The organism is Alphaproteobacteria bacterium HT1-32, assembly GCA_009649675.1.
Lineage (GTDB): Bacteria > Pseudomonadota > Alphaproteobacteria > Rhodospirillales > HT1-32 > HT1-32.
Map to the genome: position 1 here is coordinate 933,556 of WJPL01000001.1, position 15,111 is coordinate 948,666.

Consider the following 15,111-nt stretch of genomic DNA (forward strand, 5'->3'; position numbering starts at 1 on the left):
GACATCACTCCTGTTCAAAAATACTGATTTCAGTTTCCATGCGAAATTCGACCGGGGAGCCGTTCAGTCCGCGATCATGTCCCATTTCAGGGCCGTACCGCGCTTCAGGTCTGTTGCGGCGGTCCGGCCGAGAATCTCTTCGATATGTTTCGGCGGGATACCATAACCCGGCCGGATTGACCGAATATGGTGTGGCTGAATGGTTTCACCAGCCCTGATATCCGAAACAACATAAACCGAGCGACGGAAAACCGTGTTCTTTTCTTCCGACGGCTTGCGGTGATAACCGGCTTTTCCCAGCGCCAGGCTGGCTGTGCGGCAATCTTCAACCATCCGTGCCAGTTCATCGGGCTCCAGCGAGAAGGCGGAATCCGGGCCGCCATCTGAACGGCGAAGAGTAACATGTTTCTCGATAATGGTCGCACCGAGGGCGACCGCAGCCACCGGCACTGCCGTGCCCAGAGTATGATCTGACAACCCGATCTGGACACCCAGTTCTGCCGCCAGATGCGGAATGGTCGCAAGATTACTTTCCGATGCCGGAGTGGGATAGCCACTGACGCAGTGCAGGACAGCAATGTCTGTTGCCCCAGCCTTCCGGGCAACGGCAACCGCCTCCCGGATTTCCTCCATAACGGCCATGCCCGTTGATATGATCAGCGGTTTGCCCGTTGCCGCTGTCTTTGCAATCAGCGGCAAATCGACAATTTCAAATGAGGCAATCTTGTAAGCCGGACAATTCAGGTCTTCGAGAAAATCAACTGCACTATGGTCGAAAGGTGCGGAGAAAATCGCAAGACCCGCATCCCGGGCACAATCAAACATGGCCTGATGCCAGTCCCATGGCGTATGGGCTTCATCATAGAGATCGTAAAGGCTGCGACCGTCCCATAAACCACCGGTTTCAATCCGGAATTCGGGACTGTCATGGTCAATTGTAATCGTATCGGCGGTATAGGTCTGAATCTTTACCGCATCAGCACCGGTTTCCCCGATAACCCGGATAATCTCCAGTGCCCGACCAAGGTCGCCGTTATGATTGCCGCTCATTTCAGCGACAATATAGGGTGGCGCACCAGGGCCGACCTGCCGGCCTGCGATATCCATGATAGCCGTCATCCTGGCAGGGTTATCCGGTAATCACCGACCGACAGAACATCCGATGTGTTCTGCAGCAGGCTTTCGACAGCATCTTCCGGCGAGCAGACGATAGGCTCTTCATGCCGGTTGAAACTGGTATTGATCACGGCACGGTCACCCGTCGCGTCACAGTAGGCTTTGACGATGGAATAATAGTCACCATTCATCTCCCGGGTGACGATTTGCGGCCGGGCGGTGCCGTCAACATGGGCAACCGCCGGATGATCTTTCTTGAAAGCATCCGTACAGTCATAGGTCTTCGTCATGAAATGCGCGCAGACATCCTGTTCACGCCAGCCGATGTAACTCTCGGCGGCATATTCCTGCGGTGTGACCGGTGCGAACGGCATGAACTCGGTTCGGGAAAGCCGTTTGTTCAGCCATTCATTCACCGAGTTATCACGGGCATGATACATCATTGACCGGGCACCAAGGGCACGCGGACCATATTCCATGCGATTGTCAAAATATCCGACGACACGGTCATTGCGCAGATCATCAGCAATTCGGGCAACCTTGTCGTTCATCAGTTCCACATCGATCCGGCCCTGATAACGCGACAAAACTTTCTCGATCTCAGCATTGCTGTATTCCGGCCCGAGGTAGGCGGTTGGCATATCATGCTTTGCATGGCCGGTTTTCAGGAAGTTGGCATAAGCCACGGCACCCATCGGCAGACCACCGTCACCCATATGCGGGAAGATATAGACATTGTCGACGCCGGGCAGATCGCCAACGATCTGATTGATCCGCACATTGCCGAAGATGCCACCTGCCAGGCAGACATTACGAACATCCGGGCGGTCGATCTTCTTCATCCAGGTTTCAACCCAGCGGGCGATCAGGTTTTCACAGTGCTTCTGCACACCAGCGGCCAGGTCTTCCCGTGTATGGGCATCAAAGGCAGCCTTCAGTTCAGGTTGCAGATTCGTATAAAACGGCTTGTAGAGACCAATCCGGGCACGGATCGAATCATCTTCAAAACTGATCAGCCTGTTGAACAGCGGCAGGGTTTTGTTCGGATCACCATGCGCCGCGAGCCCCGTCACCTTGCCTTCATGCCGGTGCGGCGTATAGCCAAGCTGATGGGTAACCTGGCCATACAGGAACCCAAGACCGTCGAAAGCCGAAATCAGATAATCATGTTCCTGCACCCCGTTCTTCGGGTCAGCAAAGGATACAGACCCGGACTTCCGGTCACCGCGACCATCAAGGGTAAACACGAAACTCTCTTCATAAGGAGAGAAAGCATAAGCCGACCAGGCGTGCGTCATGTGATGGTCAAGATAAACGATACGGTCCGGACTGATACCAAGCTCGGTCATCTTCGTATCAAAATCATTTCGGACCATGGCATCACGGTCGTTCTCGACAAACACACGCTGACGGATGATTTCCGGTGCATCCGGATGTCCGTGAGCGGTTTCCGCCAGAAGCCGGTCCGTAAACCTGATGATGTAATCGGAATTGTTTGTCGTGCCGCCATGCCAGCCATAGGCAAAGCAGTCGATATCATCGAGCGTCAGGCCATGCCGGTCGAGCACATAGGCGAGACTTCTTTCCGGCCAGCCACCTGCCAGCTTAATCCGATTGAACCGTTCTTCATTCACAGCATCCAGAACGATGCCATCTTTCATGAGACAGACACCGGAATCCGCAGCGTTCTGCAGTCCGAGAATATACATCAATTCACCTTCCCAAAACTTCGTTTGTCAGCCATCCGCCCGTTACAGGCGGTCTAGCGGGTGATCCCGTTAATGGCTGAAATAACGCGCTCTGTCCCTTTACCATCACAAACACTGAAGGACCGCCGGGCCATTGCACGCAGACGCTCGGGGTTGGCGGCCAGTACCGCAAGCGCATCATCGAACCGGTCCCAGTCGGGCTGCAGCCAGTCACCGATGACAATAGCAGCGCCAGCCGCTTCAAGCGAAGGCACATTGCTCCGCTGATTATCGGCGGTGACAAGTAGCAGCGTCGGCAACCCGAGGCAACAACGTTCCCAGGAGGTCGTTCCCGGACTGCCAATAGACAGATCGACATTGTGCATCAGACGGGCCATGTCGCTGACATCCATATGAATGCGGACCTGCTCTCCCAGACGCTTTGCCAGAGCCTGCACCTTGTCGATATGCCGGGCTGCCGAAGCGATCACGATATCCATCTCGATATCCGGTGCATTAAGGGCTACGCGTTCGACGATGGGGATCGTCATCTGATGCGGATCTGTTGCCCCAAGGCTGATCATCACCCGGCGGGTACGGCCAAGGGTTTCACGACGCTGCACGGCACTGTCCCGGATTTCCGGGAACTGCGGGCGCAGCAGACTGTATTCCGGCCCGATCAGCACCGGACTGTCCGGACTGACCAGTCCGGCATAGCTGTTTTCGTCGCGACCGAGATTCTGGTCGAGCAGAAGATCACAATCATGGATCCGTCGGGCAAGGTCATCGATCACGAAAATCCGGCGTGCCCAGGGGCGGCAGCCAACTTCATAGGCGGCACCAAGATCATAATGGTCGATCACCAGCAGATCGACACCGTCCGGCCAGCGTTCATGCATCGGCTGGATGCGGTCCCCGCTGAGTTCGATCACTTCATGCGGGGCCTTCTTCAGATCAGAAACAATTGCCAGCGTCTGCGGCCCGACTGCGAAGGAACATTTCCACCCCGCCTGAACCAGCGCATCAGCCAGCGTCAGACAGCGCATGGTATGCCCTGCCCCGATTTCCTGTGAGGCGTCGACACGAAAAACAGCTTCAGGCATGGTCAAATGCAGTCTCCGACAGGCGTCCCATGAATACTCCGTCGACCCAGATATCACCATAGCGGTAGTGTAAGGGCCGCCGGGCCTCGACGGTGTAACCGGCCTTTTCGAAAGCCCGGATTGAGGCAGTATTGGTTGCCAGCATACCTGCCGTAAGCTTCAGCATACCCAGTTCATCAAAGGCATATTTCGCAGCAAGCCGGATCGCCCGAGATGCAATATTAGCCCCCCACAATGTCCGCTCTCCGACGATCACTGCCGTATCTGCACGACGATGAAAGGAAATGATATCAGACAACCGCATATTGCCGACATGCCCCGCCTGTTCATGCATGATGCGCCAGAGCCGGCAGCGGTCATCGGCCAGGGATGCCGCAACATAGGCCCGCGACGATTCCAGCGTATGACCTCCGTTCCGGGATTCAGTCTGCCCCATAACATCAGGATCATTCAGCCAGCCGACATATCTTTCAGATACGTCTTCCGGCTGAAACCGCTGGAGGGAAATATCACCGTCAGAGAGCAACAAGATCAGCGAACCTTGAAGACCGGTTCAATAACCGGCACGTCCAGCCGTTCTTCCAGCTTACCACTGTTCAGCTCTTCTGCTGTAATGCGGCAGGCTTCACGATAGCCGGCGACCACCTGTGCCACATCTGTCTCACTATGCGCATAGGAAATATCATGCGCCGCAGCCAGCAGAACACCGGAACGAATGATCTCGCGCAGGAACCGGGTCTTGATTGCTTCCTTGCGGGCTGTCGGATGATCATTGACCGCCAGAATCATCCAGCTCGGATGACCGTTCAGCGCCATGATGTCACTAAGACCGAATTCGGCAATGGCGGCGCGGGCACCTTCAGCCATCGCGGTGCCTCGCTTGTTGATGGTCTCAACCACCGGTTCACGTTCCAGCTTGTCGACAACCGCAATGGCTGCTGCCAGTGACAGAGCCTCGCCACCAAATGTGGAGGAGAAGAAGATTTCCTCCATCTCCTTCATCAGGTCGGCACGCCCGACTGCGGCAGAAATCGGCAGACCATTCGCCATACCTTTGCCGAAACTGGAAAGATCCGGTGTGACACCGAACAGTTCCTGCGCACCGCCATTCGAGAAACGGAAGCCGGTAATGATTTCATCAAAAATCAGCAGGGCACCATGCTTGTGCGCCAGTTCCTTCACTTCTTCCAGATAGCCCTCTTTCGGCCAGACCGCGTTCATCGGCTCCATGATCACACAGGCAACATCGTCCTTATGCTCACGGAACATTTTGTCCATTGCGTCGATATCGTTATAGGGCGCGAGATGAATAAGTTCGCGGACAGCTTTCGGAATGCCGCCATTGCGCGGCGTGCCACCGATATACCAGTCCTGCCAGCCATGATAACCGCAGCCGATGATATGATCGCGGCCCGTTACATAGCGGGCAATACGCACCAGACCCGTATTCGCATCCGATCCGTTCTTGCCATAACGCACCTGCTCGGCAGACGGGATCATATTACACAGCCGTTCCGCCAGCTCGGTTTCCAGCTTGGTTGCCAGACTGTAACTGATACCTTCGCGCAGCTGGGCTTCGATTGCGTCGTTAACGTCCGGGTCATTATAACCCAGCAGATTTGCCAGCAGACCATTGATCAGATCGACATATTCATTGCCGTCAATATCCCAGACACGCCCCGCCTCACCGTGGGTGAGAAACAGCGGCGTCTTGCCCTGCGGCAACTGAATACGGCTTTTCGAGAAGGTCTGTGCTGCCAGCGGCACCACTTTCTCAGCCCGTGGCAGGTAGGCATTGGACCGGTCGTAGTTTCTGGTCTCCGGAATCGGTTCGGCCTTCACGGATGTTGCCAGACCTTCATTGCGAATCGTCGCACTGTTGATCTTGCGCAACTCCGGCGCAGCATCCAGAACCGCCAGAATATCCATCCAGCTCGGCTCGCCCTCTGAGGGCAGGCGTTTGACGATTTCCTGCAAAAATTCCAGATCCTGCGGATCATCGACGGTCCAGCGTTCTTTTGCCAGTCCCGGCGCAAGACTTCCGATCGACAGTACTTTGAAACGGTCGCGGTTATGCTTGATGAACGGGGTTACATGCTCACGTTCCAGTTTACGGACAGCGTCACGGGCAGCGGCGTAAAGTGCCGACGCCTTGAAAACCTCGCAATCCAGACCATCCGGCCAGACGGCCGGCAGATTGTTGGCAACATAGTCGGCATCGGCCCGGATCAGCCGGGAGAGAACAGCGCCGGAGATCTGAGGATCAATAAAAGGACAGTCTGCCGTCACCCGCATCACGATATCAGCACCTTCCGCTTTGGCAGCTGTCTCGAAACGGGCGAGAACATCGTCTTCCGACCCGCGATGGCAGGCAACTCCGTAATCCTCACACCAGGCCTGAATGGCATCATCACTGGTCGATTCCGATGTTGCGACGGCAACAGTATCGATGCCGGGAATCAGCCGTGAGCGGTCAACGACCCATTGTAACACCGGCCGGTTGCCAAGTTTTTTCAACACTTTACCCGGCAGTCGGGAGGATCCCATGCGGGCCTGAATAATCGCTACCTTCTTCATCTTCCTGCTCCGTAGTCGCTCAAAGCCTGATCGGATGACCGGCATTTTTGAGGAATCGTTTCACCTGAATAATATTGTTGTCGGAAAATACCAGCATTGTACCAAGCGCAAGCGCATCTGCGCCCCCGGCCATCGCTGCGTCAAGATCGTCGAGCTTTCCGGCACCGCCTTCAAGAATGACCGGCAGACGGGTTCGCCCGCGTGCCTGTGTCAGAAGGTCGGTATTGTATCCCGGACGACGCCCTTCCCGGCTGACATCCATCAGCCGGATTTCACCGGCACCAAGTCTCTCCACCTGCTCAATCCAGTCCAGCCAGTCCACAGACAGGTCAGCCGTCCCGGCCCGGTAATCATACAAGGCCGGTGCCGGGCCGCTGGTCGTGACATCGACAGCGACAACAACCGCCTGACTGCCAAAGACCTGCGCACAGTCGCTGATCAGAGCAGGACGGTTTCTGGCTGCCGCGTTCAGGCAGATCTTGTCAGCCCCGTTATCAAGACAGGCTTTTGCCCGTTCCACCGATGTAATACCGCCACCAATGGTCAGCGGCATGGAACATTCCCGCGCCGCCAGTCGCACCGCCGCAATATCCGGGCCGCGGCCTTCACGGGTCGCATCGATATCGATCAGCAGCGCCTCATCCGCCTTCTGTGCCGCATAGGCCCGCAACGTGGTTGGCGGATTTCCGGCATCGCGATGATTCGCAAAGGCCGTCCCCTTGACCAGTCTGCCGCCGCTGAGCAGCAGGCTCGGGATAATCCTGTTCTGCAACATTGTCAGGGTGTCCAGTCAACGAAAGCTTCAAGCAATCGCTGACCATCAAGCTGGCTTTTCTCGGGATGGAACTGGGTTGCCAGCACCGTACCGAAGCCAACGGCTGCCGTCAGGGAACTGCCATAAGACGTGGTTGCGACCACAAGCTTTTCCGGCACACCGGTCACCGCAAAGGAATGACAGAAATAGAAACTGCGGTTATGCAGTTGCCGGTGGAACGGGGTCTCTGTTTCACCGCACTCCGCCTGATTCCAGCCCATATGCGGCGCACGGGGTGCCCCCAGTTCGCGGATATCCCGGGTTTCCCCGGCCATCCAGCCAAGCCCCGCCGTCTCACCGAATTCCAGCATTGTCGTGGCCAGCACCTGCATGCCGACGCAGATACCGAGCAGCGGCCGGCCATGGTCGACAACCGCCTCCCGCAGTGCCTGGTCCATGCCGTTCTGACGCAGTTTTTCCAGCACCGCAGCGGCCGCGCCAACACCCGGCAGAACCAGCCGGTCAGCAGCCATCAGGGCTTCCGGTGTCGAGGCAAGCACGGGCTCTTCGCCGATCACTTCGAACGCATTCATCACCGAAAGAATGTTCCCGGCACCGTAATCAACAACGCTGAGGGTCATCTCCGGTCAGGAAGCCTGTTCGTCTTTCGACATATCGCCGACCACCCGGCTCCATTTATCATAATCATGCAGTTTCGGCTGCATCCCGGCAGCCCGCACCTCGTCCAGCGTCGGCATCACGTGCGGGGCGACCGCATGCTGCGAGACGATCTCCATATACTGCTCCTCGGTGATATCGAGATAGCGCAGGAACAGATCCAGCGACGGCGGGCGGCGGCCATCATAATCCTTCACCAGTTCGATCGATTCCTCGCGGGTCTTGCGGCCGTTGCGGATATCGATGGAGGTCAGATGCGTGGTCCGGGCAAAACCGCGCTTCAGATACTTGGTCCAGTCGCGGACACCCTGCATGAAGCATTCGATTTTCTCATAGTCATATTCCGGCGGCACACCCTCAACCTGATCACCGACCCAGCCAAGTTCATCCTTCACCCGTTTGACCTGCGCCTTCACATCCCAGGGAATGTAGGAGCCGAGACAGATCGACCGCAGGCGCATCTTCCGCAGATCTGCCGCCGGCGGATAGCGATAAGGCTTCATGTCGCGTTCGGTTACAGGATAGTCGGAGATGCTGTCATCCAGCATACCCAGCATATCCTCGGCATTGATGCCAAGATTGACGAAGGAATTGAAGCGACGCTCATCAACCTCCTCGTCCTCATCGTAGGAATAGAATGAGGAATATTCAGCCGAGGGTTCACCCCAGATCACCAGCGGCACTTTCTTCTCCAGCGCCACCCACATCGGGTAGCTGAAAATGCCGGTATGGCAATGCCAGCAGAAATCGCCCCGGCGACGCAGCGCCTCCAGCATCAGCTTGCGGACAACCTGCCAGTTCGGGGTGAAATGCTGCACATCGACACCCAGTGTCCGGAATGTCTTGTGGGCATTATCCTGCAGGGTCGGGCGCATGAAACCATGATCAAACCGCACCACCAGCGGCTTCAGCCCCATATCCTTGACCAGATACAGCAGGGTAAAGGTGGAATCCTTGCCACCGGAAAACGGCACGATGCAGTCATAGTCGTATTTGCCACGGACCGGATCGACGATCTCGTTCAGTTCCGCCCGCTTGGCATCCCAGTCGATACCGGTCTGCTTGAATTCAATCTGACGACAGACAGAGCAAACACCCTCATTGTCGAAGGTCAGGGATTCACTGGTTTCCGGCATCACACATTTGCTGCAGGTGTGCATTCAATTCACTCCGTTGTCGTATCAGGCCCGCCATTCCGGCGGGCAAAAGTTTCAGCGCGGTCGACCAATTCCCCGATCATATCCCGCGCCTGGGCATAAGTGGCAGCGGCAGCACCATAATTACGGTCCCCGTCCAGCAACCCGGCTGCGGATATCAGGTTGGCGATGTCATCGCGCAAGTCCGACAGATATCCTTCACTGTCCCAGTGGGCCGGCTGGTCCGGCACAAAATCACTGAGATGGGTATTCAAGCCGGCCACATCCGGGTTTGCCGCGAGAAAATCGAGGATCTGCTGCATTCCGAAATACTGACCCTGCGGACCCAGCGCCTCAAACACACGCCGGACCAGTTCAAGATCTTCCGGGTAATCCAGCGTCCAGCGCAGATGACCGAGATTCTCTGGATGTTCAAAATTCAGGGTCCGGAACTGTTCCGGGTTCTGATGAATATAGGACAGGCAATGAATGCGCGTCGTCTTCAGCGTCGCCCGCTCCCAGCAGCGCTCCAGCGCACCGATGGTCATGGCATCAACATCAAGCCCCGCCGGATAGGTCATCGGATGCAGGTTTGAGACGAATTCCGCCTCACCTTCCAGCAGCATATCCAGCGCCCGGCCCATCAGTTCATGATCGCAAAACGGACAATCACCGCCGATATGCACGATAATATCTGCACCACGCGCCTTTGCCGCCTGATACAGCCGGTCCAGAACATCTTCCTCTGATCCCGCAAACGGAATCGCACCCGCCGCCTTGCCCGCCGCCAGCAGCGGTTGGTCCTGTTCCGTATCCGGGCTGGCCAGGACCACTTCGTCGAAGCGGTCAAAAGCCAGCATCCGCTGTAAAATCCGGGTAATCAGAGGCGCACCCGATACATCGGCCAGGGACTTGCCGGGCCGCCGGGAGGAGCCCATACGGGCCAGAAGGATACCGACAATCTTCATGAGGCGCTCGCGATAGCAGATTTAAGGGGTATCGGCAAAACGCGTTTCAGCCAGGATTGTATCGGCACATCAGCCGGGGAACTGAGGGATGACCGGAAACCGCTCAGTCTGTCCCGTGCCGCCTGCCGCCCGGCGGGATCCGTCATCAGCCCGCAAAGCCGCGTTATCGCCTGTTCCGGATTGATCAGCGTATCGGCAAATCCGCGCTCACCCGGTACGAACATGTTTTCACGTGTCAGGCCAGGCTGCACAGAAACCACGACCCGCCCCATCAGCGACGCCTCGACAAGGGCGACAGAGCTGATTCCGGCTACAATATCGGCCGCTTCAATCAGCGGTGCGATCGGCTGACGACCCTCAATCCAGATCAGCCTGACATTATCCGGCTGACCGGTGGCACCCACAGCATCACGAAAGGCATCCGGGTCATTATAGGGGTGAAATTTGACCGTCACCTCTACCGGCTGTCCGCCAGATGCCGCTCGTTCAGCCGCCGCCATGACCAGACTGAAGGAATCCGTTTCATCGAATCCATAGCTGTCATTCACACCTTCCGCGACATCAGCCGCAATCCGTTCACTGACAAACAGCACCGACACCGTTTCACCGGCGGGGCGGGGGGGTGCCGGCTGAATGGCCGACAATGCCGGGTGACCGGTAATGACGACATCATCAAATCCCGCAGCCCTGGCTTCAGTTTCCTGCGCCAGATCAATGACGCCAATGCTATCCGGACGAACAGTCGGGAAGCGCCGGGTCAGATTGGACCAGTAATCAACAGCAGCCAGTGATGGCGTGCCGGTCAGCCGTGCCGCCCGCCACAGCAGGTCATCGAACGGTTCGTAATGGCTGGTGCCCGTAACCAGGGCATCAGCAGGATCAGCCTGCCATTCGCGCAACATCTCAATCGCTGTCGGCGGCTGGTCAAAAATTCTGACCGGCAGACCTGCCTTGACGAAATAGGATGCAACATTGGCCGTAACCCAGAGGTCACAGGCATAGTTTTCCGTCAGGCCCGCCTCATCCAGCAGACCGGCCAGCAGATTGGCTGCACCCGGATCACGGGCCGCAATTCTGAGTTTCGGCTGATCCGTCACACCATTTGCTCCAGCCGGTGGCAGATGCGGGCAACAGCCAGCCCGTCGTCGCCGCTGCAGGCCGGGGCGCGGTCTGCGGTCAGGCAATCATACAGATTGTCCCAGGCTGCCGTCATCGTCACCCCGGGGTCTGAGGCGATCGGCCTTGAAGTCCCCAGCACCCGCAAGGTCGGGTCTTCCGGCAGCGGTTCAGCCAGACGAACGGAGAGTTCCGCTCCAAAATCATCCAGCAGCAGACGGCCTTCACTGCCAAAGACTTCAAGACGAAACAGATCGACGGCTGTTCCGTCCATTCCCAGAACATCAACGGGAATATTCGCACCGGCGATCAGCCGGAAATCCGGTGCATCCGGGTAATGACGCCCGGTAATACTGCAATCCTGTATATCGCCGATCCAGTTCCGCACCAGATCAATCAGATGGGCAGCATTATTACTGATCCCGCGTGTATAGAGACCAGTCACCCGCCGGACCTCGCCAATATCGCCCCCGGCGATCATCTGTCCGGCTGCAACGCAACCCGGCTCCCACCGGCGGGAAAGATTCACCGCAACCCGGACATTGTTTGCCGCACAATGATCGATAATCCATTCGGCATCTTCAACAGCAAGCGCCAGCGGCTTTTCACAGAAAATCAGCCGGGCACCCGCCCTCACCGCCGTCTCAACCAGGTCGCGCCGGATCGCCGACGGGGTCGCAATACAGACGATATCCGCACGGGCCCGCTCAATCAGGTCTCCGGCATCTCCGGCCAGTTCAATATCCGGCCAGACCGACTGACAAAGCTTCCGACGATCTGCACCCGGATCTGCCGCACCGGCCAGCCGGAACCGCGGGTCTGCCATGACGGCACCGACATGGGTCATCGGCAGGCTGTCTGCTGCCTTCGCCAGATCATACCCGCAGCCGATCCGGCCAAGACCGGCGATTACCACGCTAGGCTTCAAGCAGGATACTCCCGCCGGAGGCAAGGGCACGGCTGATGGCATCGGCCACCCGCATTGTAGCCAGACCATCCTGCATCGACACAGCCGGATTGCGGCCCGTTGCTGTCACCTGAACAAAGTCATCAATCATGTTGGCGCAGGCACCGACCAGTCGGCCGTTGACCTCGCACACTTCTGTCGTGTTGGGCGATGTCGCCCGGTCATCACTGCCGCGCAAAACAACACCCTGCGACCAGGCATCGACCTCCACAGACCCGGCCTCGCCCTGAACATCGAACAGGCAGTTGCGGGAATGATGGGCCGGTGGTGTCGCCCAGGAGTTTTCAATCCGCCCGATCGCACCATTCGAAAAACGCAGATCCGTGAACAGACCGTCTGATGCGGCGCTGCCACCGGCAATCGTCTGCGCCGTCACCGAGACCACTTCCGCGCCGGTAATCCAGCGCATGATGTCGATATCATGCGGCGTCAGCCAGAAGGCCGGGTCGCATTTGCCGAGAATACGCGCCGCCGCAACCTGATCCGCATTCCGCCGGGCATACATCTGGCGGACCGCGCCAATATTCCCCATGGCAATGATCTGCCGGAGGGCAGCATAGCGCGGGTCAAAACGAACGATGTGACAAAGCGTCAGCAGGCCCGAAGCGGCCTCAACCAGCCCGGCAATTTTCAGGGCTTCCGTCAGGCTGCCGGCCATCGGCTTTTCCAGCAGCACCGGCAGTCCCCGCTCCACCGCCCAGCGGACCGGTTCAAGATGCGCCCATTCCGGGGTTGCCACGATGACAGCATCGAGTTCTGTGACAGCCGCAGAAAGCGCCGCCAGATCGCCGCCACTGACAACCGGCACAGGGAACAGACCGCGCAGCCGTTCAGCCGAGGTTTCGGTATGACAGACCAGCCCGGCAAGTTCCGCCAGCGGATGCTGCGCAACCAGACGGGCATAGAGTTCACCCATCCGGCCCGCGCCGATAACGGCAATACGTGAAGCTGTCAGCATCAGACCTTCCCCGCCGGAACCAGCCGCATTTCCAGCACCAGCCGCTCACCCGGCGTCCGGCGCGCCAGTGTGACCGCATCCAGCAGCGCCACGATTTCAGCCGAGGCACGAAGCGAAACCGGTGACTCTCCGGTTTCTGCCATATGGACCACGGCCTCCATCATATTTTCATAATAGGCACTGAAGGGGTCGATGCGAACGCGATCATGACCTTCCTGCCCGTAATAACCGATCTCATAAATTTCCGCGCAGTCGCGCAGCAGATGCCAGTCCACCCGTCGACCATCGGCAAATTCCAGGATGGCGATATCTGCCGCGTCACCCGGATGCACCACAACAGAACGGATACCTTCGCCAAATACCGTCTGGATCATTTCTGCGGTGTGAACCCCGTAGAAATGCAACTCCCGGCCCTTTGGCCCGAGATCCGGCCATTCCGACAGCCCCGCCGCCTGACCGGACCGAAAGCGTCCCAGACGATCAAGCCCTTCACAGAACGTCAGGACTTCCGGGGCAAACCGGTAAGCTGAGGCGCAAAGCACCGGAGCACCGGCCGCCTCAAATGCCTCGACAACGTCGCAGGCCCGGCTGAAAGATGCCGCCAGTGGCTTGTCGATAAAGACCGGCAGACCCAGCCCTGCCATCTGAATCGCCAGATCCGGATGCTGGTCACCCCAGCGGCCACAGATCATCACCAGATCCACTGCGTCAATAGCCTCCTCCAGTCTTTCGCAGGCGCGTACACCATGACTGGCCTGCGCGGTAGACAGGGCAAAGTCTTCATCCCAGATCGTGACCACACGGGCACGATCCCGGAACGGTGAGCCCGATCCGTTGATGATATTGATAAAGGCTTCGGGATGCGATGAATTCGCCTGAAGAACTGCGATCCTGATCATGGGGTCTCCGACATTTCTGACAGGCTCCAGTCAGTGCTGGCCACATGCCTCAGCGCATTGCCATCACGGTTCAGATAGTAGACCGAGGTGACCGAACCATCCGCATTGAGCACCGAGGCCGGATAACCGCAGTCCCAGTTATCCGAATCATCCCGCAGTGTGATATGCGATACCGGCACAAGTTTGCTACCCTGAAACTCACAAATTGCGGCGCGTACACCATAAGGCGGCTGACGATAGCCATACGTACAGAGAATCCGTCCGTCAGGCATCAGACAAAGATCCGCAGGTTGCCCGAACAGACCCAGTGGCTGCACCGGCTCCCAGGTAAAACCCACATCATGGGATATGGTCCAGCAGAGCTCGCCGACACCGCCTTCGGAAATGAAGGTGTCATCCTCGGTTACAAAACCGGAATCGGCCCGCACGGCGGCAAGCAGGGTTACCTCATCCAGTGCAATCACCGAGGTTTCATTATAGCTGACCCCTTCCCGGTAGGGGATGTTGAGCCAGGGGCGCCCGGCGATCTGCGACGCGTCCCCCCAGGTTTCACCCTTGTCCCAGGACCGGATCATCATCGCGCTTTCAACCTGCGCCGGATAGCCGCCATAAACCGGCAACAGCCAGACCCCGTCGACCGTCTCGATCACCGGACTGCGGGAACAGGCCCGGGCCAGTTCCTTATCGTCAATGCGAGACGGAAGAGGCTTCCAGGTCTCCCCGTTATTCCGGGATAACAGGAACCCGTTTCCGACCATCATGCCAACCTCGGCTGTACGCGGGAAATGGCGCTGCGCCGGTCCGTCCAGTTCTGCCCGGCGGTTGACGGGAACCAGTTTCCAGCGCGCATACCGCAACAGCATCGACCCATCGGACAGCACCGTTACCGACGGGTCATTGACGGCAAGACCATCCGTCGATGATTCCCAGACTATCTTTGCCGGTGACCAGTCCGGCTGACCGGCGGGCCGGTGCGCCAGCATGATCCGGCTGTCCGTGTCCTGATGCGTATGGGTGCCGGTCATCGCGGCTTTCGCGGTTTTTGCACCTGCCTGACGAAATGTCGCCCAATGGCCACCTTTGCCATCTCCGCAAATATACGGAAACGAGGCATAACGGTCAGGTTCGCGATAGATGATGTGATGTCGCAT

Annotated in this window: 14 protein-coding genes; all 14 read right to left on the reverse strand. The window is 57.9% G+C overall.

All coding sequences use genetic code 11. The features are described from left to right. Positions 1 to 63: 63 nt before the first annotated feature. The 14 genes from pseI to GH722_04530 are packed head-to-tail and all read right to left on the reverse strand — an operon-like array spanning position 64 to position 15,111. Positions 64 to 1,107 carry a pseudaminic acid synthase gene (gene pseI / locus GH722_04465; GenBank protein ID MRG71011.1) on the reverse strand — a complete coding sequence of 348 codons (1,044 nt, stop codon included), beginning with the start codon at positions 1,105 to 1,107 and terminating at the stop codon, positions 64 to 66. A gap of 8 nt (positions 1,108 to 1,115) precedes the next feature. After that, complete coding sequence (locus tag GH722_04470) at positions 1,116 to 2,825, reverse strand: carbamoyl transferase (protein ID MRG71012.1); 1,710 nt, start codon at positions 2,823 to 2,825, stop codon at positions 1,116 to 1,118. A 53-nt stretch (positions 2,826 to 2,878) separates the two neighbouring features. Beyond that, positions 2,879 to 3,967 carry a UDP-2,4-diacetamido-2,4,6-trideoxy-beta-L-altropyranose hydrolase gene (pseG, locus tag GH722_04475; protein MRG71013.1) on the reverse strand — a complete coding sequence of 363 codons (1,089 nt, stop codon included), beginning with the start codon at positions 3,965 to 3,967 and terminating at the stop codon, positions 2,879 to 2,881. Beyond that, positions 3,900 to 4,442: a GNAT family N-acetyltransferase gene (locus GH722_04480; GenBank protein MRG71014.1), complete on the reverse strand. Its 543-nt coding sequence runs from the start codon at positions 4,440 to 4,442 to the stop codon at positions 3,900 to 3,902. The genes pseG and GH722_04480 overlap by 68 nt, the downstream gene beginning before the upstream one ends. Continuing rightward, positions 4,439 to 6,529 carry an aminotransferase class III-fold pyridoxal phosphate-dependent enzyme gene (locus tag GH722_04485; protein MRG71015.1) on the reverse strand — a complete coding sequence of 697 codons (2,091 nt, stop codon included), beginning with the start codon at positions 6,527 to 6,529 and terminating at the stop codon, positions 4,439 to 4,441. The genes GH722_04480 and GH722_04485 overlap by 4 nt, the downstream gene beginning before the upstream one ends. Next, on the reverse strand, positions 6,504 to 7,259 hold the full coding sequence (gene hisF, locus GH722_04490) for an imidazole glycerol phosphate synthase subunit HisF (protein ID MRG71016.1): 756 nt from the start codon (positions 7,257 to 7,259) through the stop codon (positions 6,504 to 6,506). Before hisF ends, GH722_04485 begins: the two co-directional genes overlap by 26 nt. Before the next feature lie 2 nt (positions 7,260 to 7,261). Beyond that, entirely contained in the window at positions 7,262 to 7,879 is a 618-nt protein-coding gene (gene hisH / locus GH722_04495; GenBank protein ID MRG71017.1) for an imidazole glycerol phosphate synthase subunit HisH, read from the reverse strand. A 6-nt stretch (positions 7,880 to 7,885) separates the two neighbouring features. Beyond that, positions 7,886 to 9,076, reverse strand: coding sequence for an N-acetyl sugar amidotransferase (locus GH722_04500; protein MRG71018.1), 1,191 nt, complete (start codon positions 9,074 to 9,076; stop codon positions 7,886 to 7,888). A gap of 5 nt (positions 9,077 to 9,081) precedes the next feature. Beyond that, the gene (locus GH722_04505; protein MRG71019.1) at positions 9,082 to 10,020 is read right to left on the reverse strand and encodes an NTP transferase domain-containing protein; all 939 of its coding nucleotides are present in this window, start codon (positions 10,018 to 10,020) and stop codon (positions 9,082 to 9,084) included. Continuing rightward, complete coding sequence (locus GH722_04510) at positions 10,017 to 11,117, reverse strand: hypothetical protein (GenBank protein MRG71020.1); 1,101 nt, start codon at positions 11,115 to 11,117, stop codon at positions 10,017 to 10,019. The genes GH722_04505 and GH722_04510 overlap by 4 nt, the downstream gene beginning before the upstream one ends. Continuing rightward, positions 11,114 to 12,133 carry a hypothetical protein gene (locus GH722_04515; protein MRG71021.1) on the reverse strand — a complete coding sequence of 340 codons (1,020 nt, stop codon included), beginning with the start codon at positions 12,131 to 12,133 and terminating at the stop codon, positions 11,114 to 11,116. Before GH722_04515 ends, GH722_04510 begins: the two co-directional genes overlap by 4 nt. Next, the gene (locus tag GH722_04520; protein ID MRG71022.1) at positions 12,054 to 13,061 is read right to left on the reverse strand and encodes a hypothetical protein; all 1,008 of its coding nucleotides are present in this window, start codon (positions 13,059 to 13,061) and stop codon (positions 12,054 to 12,056) included. The genes GH722_04515 and GH722_04520 overlap by 80 nt, the downstream gene beginning before the upstream one ends. Beyond that, positions 13,061 to 13,960: a hypothetical protein gene (locus GH722_04525; protein MRG71023.1), complete on the reverse strand. Its 900-nt coding sequence runs from the start codon at positions 13,958 to 13,960 to the stop codon at positions 13,061 to 13,063. Before GH722_04525 ends, GH722_04520 begins: the two co-directional genes overlap by 1 nt. Further along, positions 13,957 to 15,111 carry a hypothetical protein gene (locus GH722_04530; protein MRG71024.1) on the reverse strand — a complete coding sequence of 385 codons (1,155 nt, stop codon included), beginning with the start codon at positions 15,109 to 15,111 and terminating at the stop codon, positions 13,957 to 13,959. The genes GH722_04525 and GH722_04530 overlap by 4 nt, the downstream gene beginning before the upstream one ends.